This window comes from Bradyrhizobium sp. AUGA SZCCT0158, assembly GCF_018130065.1.
Lineage (GTDB): Bacteria > Pseudomonadota > Alphaproteobacteria > Rhizobiales > Xanthobacteraceae > Bradyrhizobium.
Window position 1 is genome coordinate 112,447 of sequence record NZ_JAFCME010000013.1, and the last position, 20,659, is coordinate 133,105.

General features: G+C 63.0%; 19 protein-coding genes. 10 read left to right on the forward strand and 9 right to left on the reverse strand.

Going from position 1 to position 20,659, the window contains the following annotated elements; translation table 11 throughout:
• The gene (gene gpt, locus JQ574_RS19925; RefSeq protein ID WP_192734055.1) at nucleotides 1–510 is read left to right on the forward strand and encodes a xanthine phosphoribosyltransferase; all 510 of its coding nucleotides are present in this window, start codon (nucleotides 1–3) and stop codon (nucleotides 508–510) included.
• Between the two features lie 80 nt (nucleotides 511–590).
• Complete coding sequence (locus JQ574_RS19930; protein ID WP_212204764.1) at nucleotides 591–1,217, forward strand: hypothetical protein; 627 nt, start codon at nucleotides 591–593, stop codon at nucleotides 1,215–1,217.
• Nucleotides 1,218–1,339: 122 nt separating this feature from the next.
• Here the strand turns inward: JQ574_RS19930 and JQ574_RS19935 are convergent, their stop codons facing one another.
• Complete coding sequence (locus tag JQ574_RS19935; RefSeq protein ID WP_212204773.1) at nucleotides 1,340–2,362, reverse strand: methionine synthase; 1,023 nt, start codon at nucleotides 2,360–2,362, stop codon at nucleotides 1,340–1,342.
• Nucleotides 2,363–2,481: 119 nt separating this feature from the next.
• Here JQ574_RS19935 and JQ574_RS19940 point away from each other — a divergent pair, with 119 nt between their 5' ends.
• From JQ574_RS19940 to JQ574_RS19950, 3 genes are all read left to right on the forward strand, one after another.
• Nucleotides 2,482–3,183: a glutathione S-transferase N-terminal domain-containing protein gene (locus JQ574_RS19940; protein WP_212204775.1), complete on the forward strand. Its 702-nt coding sequence runs from the start codon at nucleotides 2,482–2,484 to the stop codon at nucleotides 3,181–3,183.
• 176 nt (nucleotides 3,184–3,359) lie between these two features.
• Nucleotides 3,360–3,980, forward strand: a complete 621-nt coding sequence (locus JQ574_RS19945) for a 2-hydroxychromene-2-carboxylate isomerase (RefSeq protein WP_212204777.1) — start codon at nucleotides 3,360–3,362, stop codon at nucleotides 3,978–3,980.
• On the forward strand, nucleotides 3,980–4,954 hold the full coding sequence (locus JQ574_RS19950; protein WP_212204792.1) for an NADPH:quinone oxidoreductase family protein: 975 nt from the start codon (nucleotides 3,980–3,982) through the stop codon (nucleotides 4,952–4,954). Before JQ574_RS19945 ends, JQ574_RS19950 begins: the two co-directional genes overlap by 1 nt.
• Nucleotides 4,955–5,098: 144 nt before the next feature.
• Here the strand turns inward: JQ574_RS19950 and JQ574_RS19955 are convergent, their stop codons facing one another.
• The 6 genes from JQ574_RS19955 to JQ574_RS19980 all read right to left on the reverse strand — a co-directional run bounded on the left by JQ574_RS19955 (nucleotide 5,099) and on the right by JQ574_RS19980 (nucleotide 12,454).
• The gene (locus JQ574_RS19955) at nucleotides 5,099–5,764 is read right to left on the reverse strand and encodes an alpha/beta fold hydrolase (protein ID WP_249119464.1); all 666 of its coding nucleotides are present in this window, start codon (nucleotides 5,762–5,764) and stop codon (nucleotides 5,099–5,101) included.
• 94 nt (nucleotides 5,765–5,858) lie between these two features.
• Nucleotides 5,859–6,749 carry a crotonase/enoyl-CoA hydratase family protein gene (locus JQ574_RS19960; protein WP_212383795.1) on the reverse strand — a complete coding sequence of 297 codons (891 nt, stop codon included), beginning with the start codon at nucleotides 6,747–6,749 and terminating at the stop codon, nucleotides 5,859–5,861.
• Nucleotides 6,750–6,933: 184 nt separating this feature from the next.
• Nucleotides 6,934–8,355, reverse strand: a complete 1,422-nt coding sequence (locus JQ574_RS19965; protein WP_212204801.1) for an amidase — start codon at nucleotides 8,353–8,355, stop codon at nucleotides 6,934–6,936.
• Nucleotides 8,356–8,361: 6 nt separating this feature from the next.
• Nucleotides 8,362–9,525, reverse strand: coding sequence for a M20 aminoacylase family protein (locus JQ574_RS19970; protein WP_212204803.1), 1,164 nt, complete (start codon nucleotides 9,523–9,525; stop codon nucleotides 8,362–8,364).
• A gap of 6 nt (nucleotides 9,526–9,531) precedes the next feature.
• Nucleotides 9,532–11,061, reverse strand: a complete 1,530-nt coding sequence (locus JQ574_RS19975; protein WP_212204805.1) for a M81 family metallopeptidase — start codon at nucleotides 11,059–11,061, stop codon at nucleotides 9,532–9,534.
• Between the two features lie 262 nt (nucleotides 11,062–11,323).
• Complete coding sequence (locus tag JQ574_RS19980; protein WP_212383797.1) at nucleotides 11,324–12,454, reverse strand: M20/M25/M40 family metallo-hydrolase; 1,131 nt, start codon at nucleotides 12,452–12,454, stop codon at nucleotides 11,324–11,326.
• A 391-nt stretch (nucleotides 12,455–12,845) separates the two neighbouring features.
• Here JQ574_RS19980 and JQ574_RS19985 point away from each other — a divergent pair, with 391 nt between their 5' ends.
• The 4 genes from JQ574_RS19985 to JQ574_RS20000 all read left to right on the forward strand — a co-directional run bounded on the left by JQ574_RS19985 (nucleotide 12,846) and on the right by JQ574_RS20000 (nucleotide 17,970).
• The gene (locus JQ574_RS19985; RefSeq protein WP_249119465.1) at nucleotides 12,846–14,426 is read left to right on the forward strand and encodes an ABC transporter substrate-binding protein; all 1,581 of its coding nucleotides are present in this window, start codon (nucleotides 12,846–12,848) and stop codon (nucleotides 14,424–14,426) included.
• Nucleotides 14,427–14,487: 61 nt separating this feature from the next.
• On the forward strand, nucleotides 14,488–15,429 hold the full coding sequence (locus JQ574_RS19990) for an ABC transporter permease (RefSeq protein WP_212205015.1): 942 nt from the start codon (nucleotides 14,488–14,490) through the stop codon (nucleotides 15,427–15,429).
• The gene (locus JQ574_RS19995; RefSeq protein WP_212204809.1) at nucleotides 15,429–16,352 is read left to right on the forward strand and encodes an ABC transporter permease; all 924 of its coding nucleotides are present in this window, start codon (nucleotides 15,429–15,431) and stop codon (nucleotides 16,350–16,352) included. Before JQ574_RS19990 ends, JQ574_RS19995 begins: the two co-directional genes overlap by 1 nt.
• Nucleotide 16,353: 1 nt before the next feature.
• Nucleotides 16,354–17,970: an ABC transporter ATP-binding protein gene (locus tag JQ574_RS20000; protein WP_212204811.1), complete on the forward strand. Its 1,617-nt coding sequence runs from the start codon at nucleotides 16,354–16,356 to the stop codon at nucleotides 17,968–17,970.
• 205 nt (nucleotides 17,971–18,175) lie between these two features.
• On the opposite strand, the gene JQ574_RS20005 is transcribed toward JQ574_RS20000, so the two are convergent.
• On the reverse strand, nucleotides 18,176–19,036 hold the full coding sequence (locus JQ574_RS20005; RefSeq protein ID WP_312014681.1) for an alpha/beta hydrolase: 861 nt from the start codon (nucleotides 19,034–19,036) through the stop codon (nucleotides 18,176–18,178).
• A 154-nt stretch (nucleotides 19,037–19,190) separates the two neighbouring features.
• Here JQ574_RS20005 and JQ574_RS20010 point away from each other — a divergent pair, with 154 nt between their 5' ends.
• Entirely contained in the window at nucleotides 19,191–19,928 is a 738-nt protein-coding gene (locus JQ574_RS20010; RefSeq protein ID WP_212204813.1) for a 1-acyl-sn-glycerol-3-phosphate acyltransferase, read from the forward strand.
• Here the strand turns inward: JQ574_RS20010 and JQ574_RS20015 are convergent.
• Nucleotides 19,925–20,482 (reverse strand): TMEM175 family protein, encoded by a 558-nt coding sequence (locus tag JQ574_RS20015; RefSeq protein ID WP_249119480.1) that lies wholly within the window; start codon nucleotides 20,480–20,482, stop codon nucleotides 19,925–19,927. The two genes, JQ574_RS20010 and JQ574_RS20015, sit on opposite strands and share 4 nt — an antisense overlap.
• Nucleotides 20,483–20,659: the final 177 nt, after the last annotated feature.

Consider the following 20,659-nt stretch of genomic DNA (forward strand, 5'->3'; position numbering starts at 1 on the left):
ATGAGTGAAAAAGTCACTCCGCCGCTGGAGAAGGCCTTTCCGGTCTCGTGGGATCAGTTTCACCGGGATTGCCGGGCGCTGACCTGGCGGCTCAATGAGGTCGGGCCGTTTCATGCCATCATTGCGATTACCCGTGGTGGGCTGGTGCCGGCCGCGATCGTGGCGCGCGAACTCGGCATTCGCATCATCGATACCGTGTGCATTGCGAGCTATGACCACACCAGGCAGGGCGACCTGAAGGCTCTCAAGGGCGTTTCGGCTGATGTGGCAAAACTCGGCGGCGGTACCGGCAAGGGGCTGTTGATCGTCGACGACCTCGTCGATACCGGCAAGACCGGGCGGCTGGTGCGCTCGATGATGCCGGAGGCGCATTTCGCGGCTGTTTACGCCAAGCCACAGGGCAAGCCGCTGGTCGATACCTTCATTACCGAAGTGTCGCAGGACACCTGGATTCACTTTCCCTGGGACACCGCGCTGTCGTTCCAGCCGCCGATCCGCGACGGCGCGTAGTAGGGAGCGAATAGCGAATGGCGAGTAGCGAATAGGGACATACCATTCGCCATTCGCTATTCGCCATTCGCGGTCGCACAATGCCGCTGCAAAACCGCGTCACGCCCTCAGGCGACATCATCGCCGATCCGCATCGCGGCCTGTTCACCGGCAATCGGGGCATCATCCATGATCCCCTGACGAAGACGCTGCTGAACAAGCGCTGGGCGAGCCCGGCGTGGATCACCTGTGTCTGCGAGTTCAGGGGATGGCGGCGCCAGGTGATGGGGGCGCGCAGCTGGACCGAACTGTTCTTCCTCGATGAAGCGACCGCGTTCGCGGCCGGCCACCGTCCCTGCTTCTTCTGCCGCCGCGATGACGCCAACCGGTTTCGTGCGGCGTGGCAAGAGGGCAATGGCGTCGCCAACGTCCTCGCGCGCGATATCGATGCCGTGCTGCATCGGGAGCGGCTGGAGAAAGGCAAGAAGCGGCTGCACGCGCTGCCGATGTCGGTTGAGAAGCTGCCTGATGGGGCGATGGTGCAGGCGGGGGCGGAGAGTTTTCTGGTCCTGCAAGGCAGGGCGCTGCAATGGTCGATGGCAGGATATCGACAGGCGGGCCATGCGATCGAGGACGCGATGCTGCTGACGCCGCCGTCGACGCTGCGTGCGATGGGTGCCGGATATCGGCCGGTGCTGCATCCCAGCGCGGGTGAATTGAAGGATTGAGCCGGACTCTATTCTTCGTCATGCCCGGCCTTGTGCCGGGCATCCACGCCTTACTTTGCTCATCGAAGAAAGACATGGATGGCCGGGTCAAGCCCGGCCATGACGGTGGTTGGGACCGCTGCTCACCCCAATTGCTGCCGCGCCAGTTTCGCTCCGGCCCCGAGCGCCGCCAGCTTCGCCTCCGCGATATCCCGGCGCATCGGCGCCATGCCGCAATTGGTGGTCGCGACGATGTTGGCCTTCGGCACGAATTTCGACACCGCGTCGATCACCTTGACGACGTCTTCGGCGGTCTCGACCGTGTCGCTGGCGACATCGATCACGCCGGCCTGGACGATCTTGCCGGAGAGCAGCGCCAGCAAGTCGAGCGGCACCTTGGAATTGCGGCATTCGATCGCGACCTGCTGGATCGAGCTTTTGGCGATCGCCGGGAAAATCTCCTCGTACTGTCGCCACTCCTTGCCCAGGGTTTCCTTCCAGTCGGTGTTGGCCTTGATGCCGTAGCCGTAGCAGATGTGCACGGCGGTGGCGCAGGTCAGGCCCTGAGCGGCGCGCTCCAGCGCCTTGATGCCCCAGTCCGAAACCTCGTCCATGAACACGTTGAAGGCGGGCTCGTCGAACTGGATGATGTCGACGCCGTCGGCCTGCAACGCCCTGGCTTCCTCGTTCAGCAGTTCGGCAAAGGCGAACGCCATCTTGACGCGGTCGCCGTAATGGCCGTCCGCCACGGTGTCGATGATGGTCATCGGGCCGGGCAAGGTGAATTTCAGCTTGCGTCCGGTATGGGCACGGGCGACGCGGGCCTCATCGGCATGGACCCGGCCCCTCAGCGTCAGCGGCGCCACCACCTGCGGCACCATCGCCTTGTAGCGGTCTTTGCGGATGCCCATCTCGACCTTATGGGCGAAATCGATGCCGTCGACTTTTTCCAGAAAGCCGTGGACGAAATGCTGGCGGGCCTGTTCGCCCTCGGTGACGATATCGACGCCGCAATCCTCCTGCAGTTTTACGGCCAGCATGGTAGCGTCGCGCTTGGCGCGGGCGAGCTCGTCGCCCTTGGATTTCCAGGGCGCCCACAGCGTGTTGGGCTCGGCCAGCCATTCCGGCTTCGGCAGCGAGCCGGCGATCGTCGTTGGAAACAGCATGGGAGCCTCCCGGGTGGTTCTGATTGAGCGCCTGTCTGCCATGTCTTATGATCGCCGTACAGAACAACAAAGTCGTTCTCGCCGGGAATAATCCGGCAGGTCCGGCAGCTGGGGAAACCATGATCGACCTGCATTACGCGCCGACGCCCAATGGCTGGAAAATCTCGATCATGCTGGAGGAACTCGGGCTCCCCTATACCGTGATCCCGGTCAACATCCGCGCCGGCGAGCAATTCAAGCCGGAGTTCCTCGCGATCAGTCCCAACAACCGCATTCCGGCCATCGTCGACCATGCGCCGGCCGACGGCGGCGCGCCGTTCTCGGTGTTCGAGACCGGCGCGATCCTGATCTATCTCGCGGAAAAGACCGGCCGTTTTCTCCCTGCGGACATGCGCGGCCGCTCCCACGCGGTGCAGTGGGTGATGTGGCAGATGAGTGGGCTCGGGCCGATGCTCGGCCAGCACGGCCATTTCGCGCTCTATGCGCAGGAAAAGATCCCATACGCGATCGAGCGCTACCGGGATGAGGCGGCGCGGCTGTACCGGGTACTCGATACGCAATTGGGCAAGACCGGGGCCTATATCGCGGGCGATTATTCGATCGCCGACATCGCCTGCTTTCCCTGGACCATGACCCACAAGGCACAGGGCTTTACGCTCGACGATTATCCGAACATCAAGCGCTGGTACGCCGTCGTACGGGCCCGGCCGCAGGTGCAGGCGGGATTGGCGATCGGCAAGTTCGTGAAAGAACCGTTCGACGAGGAAGCGCGGAAGAACATGTTCGGCCAGAAGGCGAAGGAGATGGTTGGACGGAAGTAGATAACGTCATCCCGCGTAACGGCTTCGCCGTTATCGCTGGAGGTGCGAGCCCTTGCGAGCCTCGAAGGATGCGAAGGCACGGGCCCTCCACCCTTCGAGGCGGCCGCTGCGCGACGGCACCTCAGGGTGACGGGAATGTATAACGCGGCAAACACGATAAATAATAAGGAAACGCCATGATCGAATTTTTCTTCGACTGCTCCAGTCCCTGGACCTATCTCGCCTTCCACAACATCCAGCCACTTGCAAAAGAGCTCGGTGTCGAGATTTCGTGGCGGCCGATCCTGGTCGGCGGCATCTTCAACACGGTCAATCCCAGCGTTTACGCCCAGCGCGAGACGCCGGTGCCGCTGAAGGCGCGCTACATGAAAAAGGACCTTGCCGACTGGGCGCGCTCCGCGGGGCTTGCGATCAAGATGCCGCCGACGGTGTTTCCGGTGAACAGCGTCAAGGCGATGCGCGGCTGCATCTGGCTGGGCAACGAATCTGAAAAGCACATGGTGCCGTTCGCGCGCGCCGTGTTCGAGACCTATTGGGGCGGCGACAAGGATATTTCGCAGGACTCGGTATTGACGGAAGTCTGCAAGAGCGTCGGCGTCGACCACGTCAAGTTCTTTGCCGGCATTGGTGAGCAGGCAATCAAGGACCAGCTCAAGACCAACACCGACGAAGTAATGGCGCGCGGCGGCTTTGGTTCGCCGACCATCTTCGTTGGCAAATCAGACATGTACTTTGGCAACGACCGCATGCCGCTGATCCGCGAAGCCGTGCTGCGGCTGCAAGAGAAGGCTGCCTGATGCCGAAAGCCGTCGTCTGCCGCGAACTCGGCCCGCCCGAAAGCCTGCGCCTGGAAACGTTCGACTCGGCACCGTTGGCGCCGGGGCAGGTGCGTGTCGCGATCCGCGCCGCCGGGATCAATTTTCCTGATATCCTGATGGCGGCGGGTCAATACCAGCTCAAGCCGCCATTGCCGTTCACGCCCGGCGTTGAAGCCGCCGGCGATGTCGTCGAGGTGAATGATGCAACGGGTGTCAAGGTCGGTGACAAGGTGATCGTGAAGATGCGCCATGGCGCTTATTGCGACGAGGCCGTAACCACGCCTGCCCACCTGGTGCGGTTACCTTCGACCTTCGACTATGCGGAGGGCGCGACGTTCCTGGCCGGTCACGGCACCGCCTATCATGCGCTGATCGATCGCGGGCAGGTGCAGCCGGGTGAAGTGCTGCTCGTGCATGGTGCCGGTGGCGGCGTGGGACTAGCGGCGGTCGAGATCGGCAAGATGTTGGGGGCCACCGTGATCGCGACCGCGTCGAGTGACGAAAAACTTGCGATCGCCAAAGCGCGGGGCGCCGATCATCTGGTGCGCTACGACCAGGAGCCGTTTCGCGACGCGGTCAAGCGCATCACCGACGGGCGCGGCGCGGATGTCGTGTTTGACCCCGTCGGCGGCGAGGTGTTCGAGAACTCGATGCGCTGCATCAACTGGGGCGCCCGGCTCTTGATCATCGGCTTTACCGGCGGCATCGGTCTTGCAAAGACCAATCTGTTGATGATCAAGGGCGCCAGCGTGCTCGGTGTGCGCGCCGGTGAAGCGGTGCGGAAAAATCCTGTTCTCGGCGAGGTCAGGATCAAGGCGCTCACGGAGTGGGCGGAAGCCGGAAAAATCCGCCCCAACATTTCGCACCGGCTGCCGCTGGAAGACTACGCGCGCGCGATGCGGCTGTTGATCGACCGCAAGGCGATCGGCCGCGTGGCGCTGACGATGGGGTGATTACGTCGTCCCGGCCTTGAGCCGGGACCCATACCGCGTGATGTAGCGAGGAAGCAAAGTGGTAGACGCTCTTCGCAAAACCAAAGCCGGTGGCTATGGGTCCCGGCTCAAGGCCGGGACGACGCGAGGAGAGTTGGCTCCTTCTCATCCGCTCTCTTGCCTGTCGAACCTTCCATCCCTCAGAAACGCAATCGTCTGCGCAATCGCCACACGATTCCCCGGCAGCCAAGGATGCGCCGTGGCGATCACAACATGATCCGCCATCCCGTCAAGCTTGGTGTTCTCCACCGATACCCTGCCGTCATGCGGCTTCGGCAGGAACAATGAGGATGTCGGATCGATCGACTTGTTTCCCGCGATGATGCCGACGGGATAATCGACCGGCGGAAACAATGCGCCGGTTGCGGCATCGCGCCGGGTCACGAGTTGCTCGCCGGCGGGTCCAAACCAGGCGCGGTAGAGCGATACGTTCTTCAGGCGATCGGCGATCTCGCTGCCGCCATTGGGCGTGCCGAGCATCACCACGCGGCCGAGGCGCTCCGGCCGGTATCTGGAAAGGTAGACGCGGGCCAGCAGGCCGCCCATCGAATGGCCGACGAAATGAAGTTGGCCTGCGATCCCAGCGGCTAAGTGTGTGACGGCGGGATGGATGTGCTCAGCCAGCGCTTCCAGCGCGTGATGGCGGCTGGGATAGTCGATGTTCAGCGTGGCGAAATCGGCGGCCTCGAGCGCGGTCTGCATTTTACGGAATGACAGGGCCGTCCTGCTGATGCCATGCAACAGGACGACGCAGTCTTGAACATCCGTCATTTCGCGATCCGTCATTCCGGGATGGTCCGAAGGACCAGACCCGGAATCTCGAGATCCCGGGTTCGCTTCGCGCCCCGGGATGACCGCTGCGCGGTCACTTATACTCCCGCTCGTCCCACCACGGGTAATAGTCGGGCATATCAGATGAAACCTTGTTCTTGAATTGCGCCGGGCGCTTTTCCAGGAACGAGACCACGCCCTCCCTGACGTCATCGGAGCGTCCACGGGCATAAATGCCGCGGCTGTCGACCTTGTGGGCTTCCATCGGATCGTCGGCGCCCATCATGCGCCACATCATCTGGCGGATCAGCGCCACCGAGACCGGCGCGGTCTTGGCGGCGATTTCCTTGGCGAGTGCGCGGGCGGTCGGCAGCAGATCGTCCGGCGGCACCACCTTGCTGACGAGGCGGCCGGCGAGGGCCTCCTGCGCCGGGAAGACGCGGCCGGTGTAGCACCACTCCAGTGCCTGGGCGATGCCGACGAGGCGCGGCAGGAACCAGCTCGAGGCGGCCTCCGGCACGATGCCGCGCTGGGAGAACACAAAACCGAAGCGCGCGGCTTCAGAAGCGATGCGGATATCCATCGCGAGCTGCATGGTGACGCCGATGCTGACCGCGGGACCATTCACCGCCGCGATAACGGGTTTTAGGCACTTGAAGATGCGCAGCGTCACCTGTCCGCCGCCGTCGCGCACCTGCGGATCGCTGTAATCGACCGTGCCATCCGCAAGCCGCTTCACCGGCCCGCGCCGCGCGTCGCGATCGAACGTGTTGGCGCCGGAGGAAAGGTCAGCGCCGGCGCAAAAGCCGCGGCCGGCGCCGGTGACGATGATGGCCCTGACATTGTCGTCCTTGTCGGCCGCGTCGAACGCGTCGATCAATTCCTGCTGCATGGTGCCGTTGAAGGCGTTGAGCTTGTCGGGCCGGTTCAGGGTGATGGTGAGAATCTGCTCGGCGACCTCGTACTTGATGGTCTCATACGCCATGGGGTGTCCTCTCTCTAGATTGTTTTTTTCGTCTAGCTCATCCGCATCGTCATGCCCGGCCATAGCCGTCTGAAGGACGGCGTCGCTTTGCTCGCCTATGTGCCGGGCATCCAAGTCTTTCCTTGGCAGTAGCCAAGACGTGGATGGCCGGGTCAAGCCCGGCCATGACGGCATTGAGGGATAATTACTTCTTCGGCGGGGCCGGCCACGGCTTTTGCGGGCCGCGCAGGCCTTCGAACGCCTTGGCCATGCCGAGCACGCCGAGATCGTCGAACCGCCGGCCCACGATCTGCACACCGATCGGAAAGCCCTTTTTGTCGTAGCCGCCATTGATCGAGATGGCCGGGTTCTCCGACATATTCCACGGCACGGTATAGGCGATGTGCTCGAACGGTTTTTCGGGATCGTTGACCGGGGAAGCGAACTCGGCCGGGAAGTTCACCACCGGCGAAACCGGGGAGACCACATAATCGAGATCGCAGAACAGCTTTGCCGCGGCGGTGCGGATCGCCATGGTGGCGTTGAAGCCCCTGATGACATCAAGACCTGACAGCTTCGCGCCGGCCTCCGCCCATTGAAGGATGTAAGGCAGCGTCTTGCTGCGCTCCTCCGGCGTCAGCCTGGACATATCGTCCCAGCTTCGCGCGCGAAAGAAATTGTCGATCCCGTCGAGCATCTCGCGCGTCAATATGCCGTCGATTTCAGTAACGACCGCGCCGGCGGATTCGAACGCCTTGGCGGCCTTGACGGCGACCTCGCGTACTTCCTTCTCCAGCGGCAGGCCGGTGCCGGCATCGAGCATCAACCCGATGCGCACTTTGCGCGGCGACTTGTCGAGCGCCTTCCAGGCGATTTCATGCGCGGGCAGGCTCATGCCGTCGCGCCGGTCGGGACGCGACAACACGCTCATCATCAACGCCGCATCGTCGACGATGCGGGTCATCGGCCCGGCGACGCGTCCGACATAGAAGGGATCGACCGGAACGCGTCCGAGGCTCGGCTTCAGCCCGACCAGGCCGCACCAGCAGGCCGGCAACCGCACCGAGCCGCCGATGTCAGTTCCAAGATGCAGCGGGCCGTAACCGGCAGCACCCGCAGCACCGGCGCCGGAAGAGGATCCGCCGGGGTTCTTGCTGAGGTCCCAGGGATTGCGGGTGAGGGGATGGAAACTCGAAAGGCCCGACGACAGCATGCCGTAATCCGGCATCGTCGTTTTGGAGAAGATGATGGAGCCGGCTTCGCGTAGCCGTGCGGCGGGCGGCGCGTCCTTCGGTGAAGGCACCAGCTTGACGCTGGCGGCGCCGAGCGGCACCGGCTGGTCCTTGGTAGCGATATTGTCCTTGATGGTCACCGGCACACCGTCGAGCGTGCCGACAGGCTCGCCCTTCTGCCAGCGTTCGGTCGATGCTTTGGCGACGGCGCGGGCGCCCTCGGGATCGAGCAGATAGAGCGCCTTGATGTGCGGCTCCCAGGCCGCGACATGATCAAGCACTTCCTCCAGCACTTCGGACGGCGAGAATTGCTTGGCGCGGTAGCCGGCGAGAAGGTCGACGGCGCTGAGATCGTGCAGCGACGTGACCTCTTCTTCTTTTTTGGTTTTATGCATGGGCACCTAACCTACTGGCATGCGGGTCTCGACGATGCGCGCGAACATGCTGGCGCCGATCGGCAGGATCTTGTCGTCGAGGACGAAACCAGGGTTGTGGACGGGCACCGAGCCTTCATGACCGACCCAGAAATAGGCGCCAGGCACCGCCTGCATCATGTCGGCGAAATCCTCGCTGCCCATCTTCGGCTCGGTGCGGGTGATCACCTTGTCCGGATCGACCACGGTACGCGCCACCGCCTCAACGATCCGCGACTGCTCTTCCTGGTTCACCAGCACGCTGAAGGTGTCGCGGATGTCGGCAGTGATCTCGCACTGGAACGCCGCGGCGATGCCGGCGCAGATCGCGCGCATGCGCTCGCGGATCAGCGCGCGCACGCCGTCATCGAAGGCGCGGACCGTGCCGCACAGCTTGGCCTGGCCGGGAATGACGTTATAGGCCGAGCCGGCATGGATCTGCGTGATCGACAGCACCGCCGGATGATGCGGGGGAACATTGCGGCTGACGACGGTCTGCAGCGCCTGTGCCAGCGTGGTGGCGATGATCACGGCATCCTTGGAGCGCTCCGGCATCGCGCCATGGGCACCGTAGCCGTCGATCGTGATGTCGAAGAAATCGGCGCCGGCCATCGCCGGGCCCGGCAGGATCGCGATCTCGCCATGGTTCAGATCAGGCGCGTTGTGCAGGCCGTAAACCTCGTCGCAGGGAAACTTCTGGAACAGGCCGTCCTTGATCATGGCGCGGGCGCCGCCGAGGCCTTCTTCGGCGGGCTGGAAGATGAAATGCACGGTGCCGTCGAAGTTTTTGGTCTCGGCGAGATAGCGCGCGGTGCCGAGCAGCATGGTGGTGTGCCCGTCATGGCCGCAGCCGTGGAAGCGGCCGGGAATGGTCGAGCGCCAGCGCAGATTGGTGTTCTCTTCCATCGGCAGCGCATCCATGTCGGCGCGCAGGCCGATCCTCATGCCGCTGTTGCCCTTGCCCTTGAGCACGCCGACGACGCCGGTGCCGCCTAGGCCGCGATGCACCTCGATGCCCCATTGCGTCAGCTTGTCGGCGACGATGCCCGACGTGCGGACCTCCTCGAAGCCGATCTCGGGATGCGCATGAAGATCGCGCCTGATCGCGGTGAGTTCTTCGGCATAGCCGTCGATGCGTTCGATGGTGGGCATGTCTGTTTATCCGGTTACGGTTGAACGAGATTTGGCTGGAGTCGCAAAAGCAGGGCCGTTCGGCTTGATGCGGATACCCGGACGCAGCCGCGTCCAGGGCAGGGTGGCGGTATCGGCCGGCATCGCACCGGGCGCGGCGCAGATCAGCAGTTTTTCGGCGATCGGCTCGAAATCAGCGCGGAAATGCACCGAGCTCTTGTTGACCAGGATCGCCTGTTCGGTCGGCTCGATCCCGACATAGCGGTACATCGCCTGGTCGGCGAGTTGCGCCTTGTAGGAACTCACGACCACTCTGACATCGCCGATGCGCAGGCACGCCGACGGTCCCATGTCCATGTCGCGGCCGCCATAATAGGGGCCGGACGCCACGAATTTGCCGTCCGACAGTTTTTCGACGACGAACGTTTCCTGATACGGCGCGTCGCCCGCGATGCCGGATTTGCCGCCGAGCGAAAGCGTCACGGTGGCGCCGACGCCCGCAGCATGCGCGGCCTTGGCTGACTCCGGATCATAGATTACGCCGGTGGCGGCGCGGGTCGCCTTGTTGCGGACCAGCGCACGCAGCATGCCTGTCGTATCGGAATCGCCGCCGGCGCCGGGATTGTCCTGGGTGTCGGCGATGACGATCGGCTTGCTGGCGCTTTTGGCCAATTCCATGGCGTGGCGCACGCCGTCGTCGGGCGAATAGATGCGGCCGTCGAAATCGTCCTCGTGACTCTCGACCAGCGCTACCAGTTTGTCGGCGGCTGCATCCGCATCGGCCTGCGTCGCGCCATAGGCGAATACGCTGGGGCCACAATCCCTGAAATCGGCGGCCGGAAAACCGGGCGCGAATGACAGCGTCGGAACTGAAGCGCTCTCCAGCGCCGCCAGCCTTTCATATATGCCTTTGGTCGGCTGGTCGCTCGTGCATTGCCAGCTGATCGGGATCAGGAACGGCAATTGCCGGAAGGCTTTTGCGTAGCGCGCCTTTGTCTTGAGCATCAACGCCAGATGCTTTGCGCAGGCCCGGCCGGTGTCGGCCATGTCGACGTGAGGGTAGGTGCGGTAGGCGATGAGCGCATCCGCATGTTCCATCATCTGGGGCGAGACGTTGGCATGGAGGTCGAGGCTGACGACCAGCGGCAGGTCCTTGCCGATCACCTTGCGCACCCGGGCAAGCGTTTCGCCTTCGCCGTCGTCGTAATGCTCAGTGACCATGGCGCCGTGCAGGTCGAGATAGACGGCATCGATCGGCCCCGCGCCCGCGATGCCATCGACCATTTCCTTCATGATGCGTTCGAAGGCATCTTTGGTGACATGGGCCGATGGAACAGCGGCCGCCGAGATCGTCGGCACCAGCTCCCAGCCATTGGCCTCGGCGGCTTCGACAAAGCCGGCAAGGCCGATATTGACCTTGCGCATCACCTTGAGCACGTCGGCGCCATGCGCCATCGACGGCCATCCGCCACCATGAACGAAATCGTCATAGGTCGCCTTGGTCGGCGCGAACGTGTTGGTCTCGTGCAGAAAGGCGCCAACGGCGATGCGGGTCATCAAGTTTTCCCAACCGGTGCATTCGTGAGGGACGTTAAGCGTGTCACTGCGCCAAGCGCAAGCCGTGGAGCAATTCCGTTTTGCATGCCGCCCCATCCGCCATTGCGAGCGAGTTAAAACGCCTTAGCTTGCTCCGTCATTCCGGGGCGATGCGAAGCATCGAACCTCAGATGCGCAATGGCGCATTGGGGAATCTCGAGATTCCCAGGTGCGCAAGGGCGCACCATAGTTCGCTGCGCGCCCCGGAATGACCAAACACAACTTACGTCAATGTCGCCAGCAGACCCGCCATCAACCGGCCGCGCTCGGCCAGACTGTCGATCTCGATATGTTCGTTGAGCGTATGCGCGTCGGCACCGCGAACTCCCAGGCCGTCAAGGGTTGGGATACCCATCGCGCCGGTAAAGTTGCCGTCGGAGCCGCCGCCGGCGCTGGCGTGCGAGAGTTCGAGACCAAGGCCTTGTGCAATGCCGCGCGCCTGTTCGTAGAGCGCCATCGTGCCGGCGTCGGGCTCCCACACCGGCCGGGTCACACCACGGGTGACCTTGAACGTGACGTCATTGCTGGTCCCGGAAAGCGCGAGCATCCGCTCGACGCCGCGATCGAGATCTGCTTGCCGCTTGGCCATGCTGAGCGCCTCGCCGGTACAGGTGGTAGCGACGCAGTTCACCCACTGGCCGCCATGCACAATGCCGACCGAAAAAGTGCAATCTTCAGTCGTCATGCCGTCGATGGCGATAATCTGGCGTGCCATCTCGCGGATCGCGGAACGGCCGGATGAGAGCGTGGCGCCGGCATGGCCCGGCTTGCCGATCGCTTCGAGATTGAACCGGGCAATCGCATAACGTCCGGTGACGATGCCGTTGTTGGCGCGACCCGGCTCGGGCACCAGCACATACTTGTTGCGGGCGGCTTCGGCCTCGATGATGTCGCGGGTCGACGGCGTGCCGACCTCTTCGTCCGGGGTGAACAGTACCGTGATCGGCAGCGGCGTCGTGAACGAGGCGCGCGCCAGTTGCCGGATCGCCTCCAGGCTGAGGTAGTTGCCGCCCTTCATGTCGAAGATGCCCGGGCCGTAGCACTTGTTGCCCTCGCGCCGCCACGCCAGCTTTTGCAGCGTGCCGACGGGATGGACGGTATCGAGATGGCCGGCGATCAGGATGCCGGGGTCGCCCTGTTTCGGGTGGGGAAAGCGCGCTCGGACGCAGCCGGCAAAGCCCTGCCGCCCGGCGATGCGTTCGATGGTCGCACCCATGATGGCCATCTCCCGCGCTGCAAGATCGAGCATGCGGTCGACCGCGCCGGCGTCCCAGGTGGGGCTTTCGCATTCGACCCAGCTCCGCAGCCCCTGCAGCATGGTCTCGGAATCAAAGGGAAGGTTGGCAGGATTCATCTGGGTTCTCCCGGTTCGGCCGGAATGTTTGGGCTCGGTGCCGATGGGTCCGTACGAGAGGGAGCGGCGGCGATTTTGTAAAGGGAAAACATGCCGCCGTCAGACTTTCGCCGTATCGGATCGGGGGAATGGCAATTCTGGCATCATTCTTGATTGTAGATTTTTGTGGAGGCGTGTTGGCGTAGCCGGATAGGGGCCACCCAGCGGCCAGCGCAAGCCAGATGCGGATGAGGGCTATCCCGACTTCCACCTGAACGCCGGCGTCATCCCTGTCGTCGGACCAAAAGGGTGTTGTGAAGCTCAAGATCGACCCTATAGTCCGGTCAGAAACCGGGCAGGGGGCCCGAACAAGAAAAGCGTTCGGGCGCCGAGCGACAATGGAGGTGAAGGAATGAATGCGTTCAAAAAAGTAATTCTTGCTGCGACTTGCGTTGGCAGCCTGACAGCGGTGGCGTCGCCGGCGACGGCCCAAACTACCTTGCGCGTCGTCATGCACTCGGATCTGAAGATTCTGGATCCGATCTGGACCACGGCCTACATCGTCCGTAACCACGGCTACATGATTTACGACACGCTTCTCGCCCAGGACGAGAAGGGTGAGGTAAAGCCGCAGATGGTCGAGAAGTACGAAGCCGCGGCGGACGGCAAGGGCTATACCTTCACGCTGCGCGACGGACTGCTGTGGCACGACGGCAAGCCGGTGACGTCGGAAGACTGCATCGCTTCGATCAAGCGCTGGGCGATCAAGGACTCGCTCGGTCAGAAAATGATGACCTTCGTCGACTCCATTAACGCCGTCGATGCCAAAACTTTCACCATCAAGCTCAAGGAACCGACTGGCCTCGTTCTGCTCGGCCTGTCAAAACCATCGTCCAACGTGCCGTTCATGATGCCCAAACGCGTCGCCGAAACGGACGCCAACAAGCAGATCGAGGATTTTACGGGATCCGGCCCCTTTGTTTTGGTCAAGGATGAGTGGAAGCCCGGCGACAAGACGGTTTACGTCAAGTTCGACAAGTACAAGCCGCGCTCCGAGCCGGCCTCGGGCCTTGCCGGCGGCAAGATCGCCAAGGTCGATCGCGTCGAGTGGCGCGCCATTTCCGACGCGCAGCAAACGGTCAACGCGCTGTCGAAGGGCGAGATCGACTTCATCGAGGCGCCCAGCCACGACCTGCTTCCAACCCTGAAGAAGGATCCGAACGTAAATATTGTCGTGTCGCCGTTGGCGAAGCTGCAATACGTCTTCAGGCCGAACACGCTGCACAAGCCGTTCGACAATCCGAAAGTCCGCCATGCGTTGTGGTACGCCTTCAATCAGGAAGATTTCCTGATGGCGACCATCGGTGACGAGAACTACATCAGGCCGTGCAAGGCGCTGTTCATCTGCGACACGCCTTTCGCCAGCACCAAGGGAATGGACGGGCTGCTGACCTCCAACGCCAAGAAGGCCCAGGAGCTTCTGAAGGAGGCGGGCTACGACGGCACGCCGGTGATGCTGATGCACTCCACCGACCTCAAGACCCTGACCAACCTTGCTCCGGTGGCGAAATCGCTGATGGAAAAGGCGGGCTTCAAGGTCGACATGCAGTCGATGGATTGGCAGACCCTGGTCGCCCGCCGTGCCAAGAAGGACCCGCCGGAGGCGGGCGGCTGGAACGCCTTCCTCACGGCCTGGGTCGCTGCCGACGTGATGAACCCGATCTCCACGGCCTATGTGAACGCGGCTTGCGACAAGGCGTCGTTCGGCTGGCCCTGCGACGAAAAGCTGGAGAAGCTGCGCGACGACTTTGCCCGCGAGACCGACCCGGCCAAGCAGAAAGCGATCGCCGAAGCGGTACAGCAACGCGTCATCGAGTTCACGCCGGAGATTCCGGTCGGCGAGTACGTTCAACCCGTTGCCATGCGCAAGAACGTCAAGGGGTATCTGATTTCACCGGTGCCGGTGCTCTGGAACGTGGAAATCACGAAGTAAGTTGACAACGGGCGGCGGTTCGCCGCCGCCCGTTCGGTTATAGGATCGCGCTTCCATGTCGATGTACGGCTATCTCTTTCGGCGTCTGCTCGGCACGATCCCCGTGATGCTGGTGGTTGCGGTCTTCATCTTCCTGATGCTGCGGCTGACCCCCTCGGATCCTGCGGCGATCATCGCCGGCGACAACGCCACCACCGAACAGGTGGCGCAGATCCGCAGCCAGCTCGGCCTCGACCGGCCGATGATCGAGCAGTTCGTGATCTGGTCGGGCCGGGTGTTGACCGGCAATCTCGGCGAAAGCTTCTTCTTCAAGAAGACGGTGGCTGCGCTGATCGGCGAGCGGATCGAGCCGACCTTGTCGCTTGCGCTGTTCACGATCCTGATCGCGGTGTTTGTCGCCGTTCCGCTCGGCGTGCTGGCCGCGCACCGGCACGGGTCGTGGATCGACCGCATCGTGATGGGCTTTTCGGTGCTCGGATTTTCCGTGCCCGTGTTCGTGATCGGCTACCTCCTGATCTATTTGTTCGCGGTCTATTTGAACTGGCTGCCGGTGCAGGGCTATCAGCGCATCTCGGAGGGGGTCGGCGGCTGGGTGCAGCGGCTGATCCTGCCGTCGGTGACCTTGTCGGTGATTTATATCGCCCTGATCGCGCGCATGACGCGCACCAGCGTGCTGGAAGTGCTGTCGGAAGACTATATCCGCACCGCGCGGGCCAAGGGACAATCCGAGCGAAAGGTGCTGTTCCGTCATGCGCTGCGCAATGCCGCCGTCCCGATCGTCACGGTGATCGGACTTGGCGTGGCGCTCCTGATCGGCGGCGTGGTCGTTACCGAAAGCGTGTTCACGATTCCAGGTCTCGGCCGGCTCACGGTTGACGCGGTGCTGGCGCGCGACTACCCGACGATCCAGGCCGTGATCCTGCTGTTCTCATTCGTCTACGTCATGATCAACCTGTCGGTCGACATGCTCTACACCATCCTCGATCCCAGGATTCGCTACTGATGGCCGACGCAACCATCCTCGAACCCGTGCTGCCGGCGAGCCCGGCCAAGCCAGCCGCGTATCGCAAATTGCTGCGCAACCCGGGCGTGATGTTCGGCAGCACCGTCATCATGATCGTATTGCTGATGGGGCTATTGGCACCCTGGCTCGGAACCATCGATCCGACGGCGATCAGCCCGATCGCGCGAAACAAGGTTCCCGGCGCCGAAATCACGATACGCACGGACACCGGCGAACGCATCAAGATGATCGCCAAGTTAGGCACGGACAGCCTCGGACGTGACGTCTACAGCCGCGTGGTCTATGGCGCGCGCGTTTCGCTCTTTGTCGGCGTCACGGTGGCGCTGATCAGCGTCGCCTGCGGCCTGTTCATCGGCCTGCTTGCCGGCTTCTTCCGCATTCTCGACGCCATCATCATGCGGATCATGGACGGCCTGATGGCGATCCCGGCCATTCTGCTGGCGATCGCCATGGTGTCGCTGTTCCGTTCCAGCGTGTGGACGGTCATCATCGCCATCACGGTTCCGCAGATTCCAGGCGTGGTCCGGCTCGTGCGGTCCATCGTGCTCAGCGTGCGCGAGGAGCCCTATGTCGAGGCGGCGGTGACGCTCGGCACTTCGACCCCGAAACTGCTGTGGCGGCATGTGCTGCCGAACACGATCGCGCCCATGATCGTGCAGGGCACCTTCATCTGCGCCTCCGCCATCCTCATCGAAGCCATCCTGTCCTTCCTTGGCATCGGCGTGCCGCCGGAAGTGCCGACCTGGGGCAACATCATGGCCGCGGGGCGAGAGGTGTTCAGCCTCTTCCCGCACAACATCATCTATCCCGGCGTGTGCCTTGCCTTGACCATTCTGGCCGTCAACGTTCTCGGTGACGGTCTGCGCGACACGCTCGATCCCAAGATGGCGAAGCGGGTGTGATGTGAGCAACACGGTCCTTGAAGTTTCCGATCTTTCCGTCGTCATCAGGGGCGGCGACCGGACCCACGCCGTGCAGGGCATCAACCTGGCCGTCAACGCCGACGAGATCGTTTGCGTGGTCGGCGAATCCGGCTCCGGCAAATCCGTGACTGCGCAGGCCGTCATGGGCCTGTTGCCGAAAGGCGCGATGCAGGTCGAAACCGGCTCGATCCGGCTGCAGGGCGATCAACTGCTTGCCAAGTCAGATGCCGAACTGCGCGCGATCCGCGGCACCCGCATGGCGATGGTGTTCCAGGAGCCGATGACCGCGCTCAACCCCGTCGAGCGGGTCGGGGATCAGATCCGCGAGGTGCTGGAAATCCACACCGATCTCGATCCGAAGCAGCAGCGTGCGCGCGTGCTCGAGATCATGCGTTCCGTGCATCTGCCTGATCCCGAACAGATGATCGACGCCTATCCGCACCAGCTCTCCGGCGGCCAGCGCCAGCGGATCATGATCGCGGCGGCATTGGTGCTCGACCCGGCTCTGTTGATTGCGGACGAGCCGACGACGGCGCTCGACGTCACCACGCAGGCGCAGATCCTCAAGCTCGTGCGGGAGATGCAGGGGCGCACCAAAACCGGCGTGCTGTTCATCACCCATGATTTCGGCGTCGTTTCCGAGATCGCCGACCGCGTCGTGGTGATGCAGATGGGCCGGATCGTGGAGCAGGGCCCTTGCGAGGAGGTGCTGCGCAATCCGCGCGAGGACTACACCAGGATGCTGCTGCGCGCGGTGCCGAGCATGACGCCGCCGAAGCGATCTCCGGTGACCGGTCCGGTGGTCTTGCAGACCGAGAATCTGTTCAAGACCTACGGCAAGCGATCGCTGTTCAATCCGAAGGCGCGCGTCGTGGCCGCGGTCAAGGACGTCTCGCTGACGATCCGTCGCGGCGAAACGCTGGGCATTGTCGGCGAGTCCGGTTCGGGCAAGTCGACGGTGGCGCGTTGCGTCGCGCGGCTGGTCGAAACCTCCGGTGGCGGCATCAAGATTGACGGGGTCGATATCGCGGCCATGCGCGAGACGAAATTTCGCCCCATGCGCCGGCGCATCCAGTTCATTTTCCAGGACCCATATCGATCGCTCAATCCGCGCCGCACGGTCGGTGAGGCGATCATCGAGGGGCCGATGAATTTTGGCGTCAGCCGCAAGGAGGCGCTGCAGCGTGCGCGCGACCTGATGGCGATCGTGCACCTGCCTCCGGCCGCGATCGATCGTTTCCCGCACCAGTTCTCCGGCGGCCAGCGCCAAAGGATCTGCATTGCGCGGGCGCTGGCGATGGAGCCTGAATTGCTGATTGGTGACGAGCCGGTGTCGGCGCTCGACGTCTCCGTACAGGACCAGGTGCTGAAGCTGCTGGACGAGGTGCGTCGCAAGTTCAATCTGGCGGTGCTGTTCATCACCCATGATTTGCGCGTTGCAGCCCAGGTCTGTGACCGGATCGCGGTCATGCAGCGCGGGGTAATCGTCGAACAGGGCACCACGGCGGAGGTCTTCGCCGCGCCCCAGCACGAATATACAAGGGCATTGTTCGACGCCGCGCCCGGCCGGCATCAGGAATTCGCCGCCAGCGCTTGATGGCTCTCCTAGCAGTTGCTGTCGCGCAGCAGTTCTGGCCCGTCGTTCGAGAGCGGAGACGGGATTTGCGGCCGTGGCGAAGGCGAGTGCGGATCCCTGGCCGGCTTGCATCCCGTGGCATCAGATTTTTCGGTAGGTTGTTCGCTGGCCATGTCGTCATGCTCCAATTGCTGCAGGACAACATTTTAGCGCGCATCAGGTTCCATCAATCCGGGTGCGCTGCGATATGCGCCAGCAATAATTCGCTGACCCGTTCCGGCGCCTGATCGGCCGCGAAATGCCCGACGCCGGGCAGGACTTCGAATTGATAGGGCGCGGCGACGAAATCGCGGGTGCCTTCGGCGGCGATACGGCCGACGGTGTCGTCGGCGTCGCCCCAGATGTAGAGCGTGGGCACACGGATCGGACCGAGCGGCCCGCGGACCGCGCCGCGCGCGCGGTACCAGGCCAGCGCCGCTTCCATCACGTCCTTGTTGCCGAGCACGGCCAGATGCCGTTCGATCGCCTCAGCGGGAACGCCGTTGGCAATGAGCCGATCGCGCAGCCATTTGGCGTTGTCGGCGAGCACTATGTCGGCGGCGTCAGGTTCGAGGAACGCCTTGTGGTGCCGCGAGCGACTAGCCTGTTCGCCGTCGGCCATGTGCAGCGCGCGATTGAACGCGTTCGGATGGGGCCGCGAAAGAATGCTGAGGGAGGCCAGCCGCTCGTGGCAACGGTCGGCCAATCCCCAGGCGATGCTGCCGCCCCAGTCATGGCCGACCAGGTGAAAGCGCGCCTCGCCATAGCCCGAGGCCGCGGCGATGGCCAGCGCGTCGTCGATCAGGCGGTCGATCAGGTAGTGCGAGAACTCGCGCGGGTTAGGCCGCGCGCCCGGAGAGTAACCGCGCTGGCTCGGCGCAATCGCGCGGTATCCCATATCGCCGAGCGCCGTAACCTGGGCGCGCCAGCAATGCATCGATTCGGCAAAGCCGTGCAGCAGCAACACCAGCGGCGCGCCGGCCTCGCCCGCGACGAGGGCGTCGAAGGTGAGGCGCGGGGAGATGGTGATCTGTTCCAGGGCCGGCACGTGACAATCCTAGATAGACAATGCCGGCCGGTCCACGGCGAAACGGATTTTCTTTGGGGCAGGCGGCCGTCTGGGCCCGTCCGGAATTATGCAAGGGTCGAAAAGTACTGTATTCGGGGCCCGTCAATCGCAGAAGCCTCAAGGGACATTATCGTTGCATTATCTGAGATCGGTCGCATTCGATGCGTTGGTGGTGCTGTGGACGCTGGTGCTGTCGCCGGCGATACCCCTGTTGTGGGTTTTCGATGCGAGCAGCGCAAAGGTTCGCGCGGTGTCACAATTGTGGTCGCACGGCATCGTGTTTCTTCTGAAATACGTGGTGGGGCTGGATTACAGGGAGCTAGGCCGCGACAACATTCCAATTGGCCCGTGCATCATCGCCTGTAATCACCAATCGCTGTGGGAGACGGTTGCGCTCTGCGTGATTTTTCCCGATGCCAGCATCGTCGCCAAGAAAGAACTGCTCAATATCCCGGTGGTCGGCTGGTTCCTTCACCGCTATCCGATGATCCTGGTCGACCGGTCGGCGGGCCGGCAGGCGCTCAAGCAAATGATCGCGGAAGCAAGGGCCGCGATCGGCGAAGGCCGCAAAGTCTTGATATTTCCGCAAGGCACGCGCCAGGCGGTCGACGAGCCCATGACATTCCATGCGGCCGGCATCGCCGCGCTGTACACCAATCTCGATATCCCGGTGTTGCCGACGGCGCATAATTCCGGATTGTTCTGGGGCAAGAAGACGCTGATGATTCACAGCGGCAACATTTCTCTGTCCTACCTGCCGCCGATTCCGCCGGGGTTAGATCGGAAAGAGTTTCAGGCGAAGGTCGAGCGGCAAATTTCCGAAGAGGCGAGCCGATTGATCAAGGCGGCCGACGCGAAGGTCGTTCGTTAGCGCGACCATCGTTCGGCGAGCCAGCCTGCGATCGGCGAGAAAAAGGCCAGGCACCAGATGAATTGCGCCACCTTTGGGGAGAATGTGGCGATGGCTGTTCCGATGACGAACACCAAAATCGGAAATAATACCGTCACCCGCAATGGCATGTCGCGGCGGCCCCTGAGGGCGATAACCCACAGCAGCCCGTTCAACGTGGCGATCGTAGCGAGATGCATTCCGTAGATCACGGCGACCACGCCGTCGAGCCGCCAGCTGCCGTAAAGGCCGTTCGTCACCGGTAGGATGATGATCGACAGAAGAAACAGCAGATTGAGGAATACCACGCCGCGGCTGGCTTCCGGCGCCACGGCGAGCCGCCGGTGATGGCTGAACCAGAACAGGCCGGCGACCACGAAGCTGATCGTCAGCGCGATGACCGGTTGCGCATAGACGCGAACGAGGTCGATCCAGGCCGGCGCGCTCGCGAAACTGCCGGCCTTCGGCAGGTCGTAGGCGAGCAGCGTCATGGCAACGCCGAAGATCGTGTTGCTCAGCATCTCCAGCCGGCGCATTTCGAAAAGGCTTGTTTGCTGCAATGCCGCTCCCCCGACCGCCATCAATTCATGCTGTCCAAGCGAATTATAACCGTGTGAAGCTTTAACGCTGGAATGGCGAGCAGCATTCGAAACAATTTTCGGTCTTTCGAGGAAGAAATCTGCGGCACCTCAATTGGTGCGGGCGGCCGGACT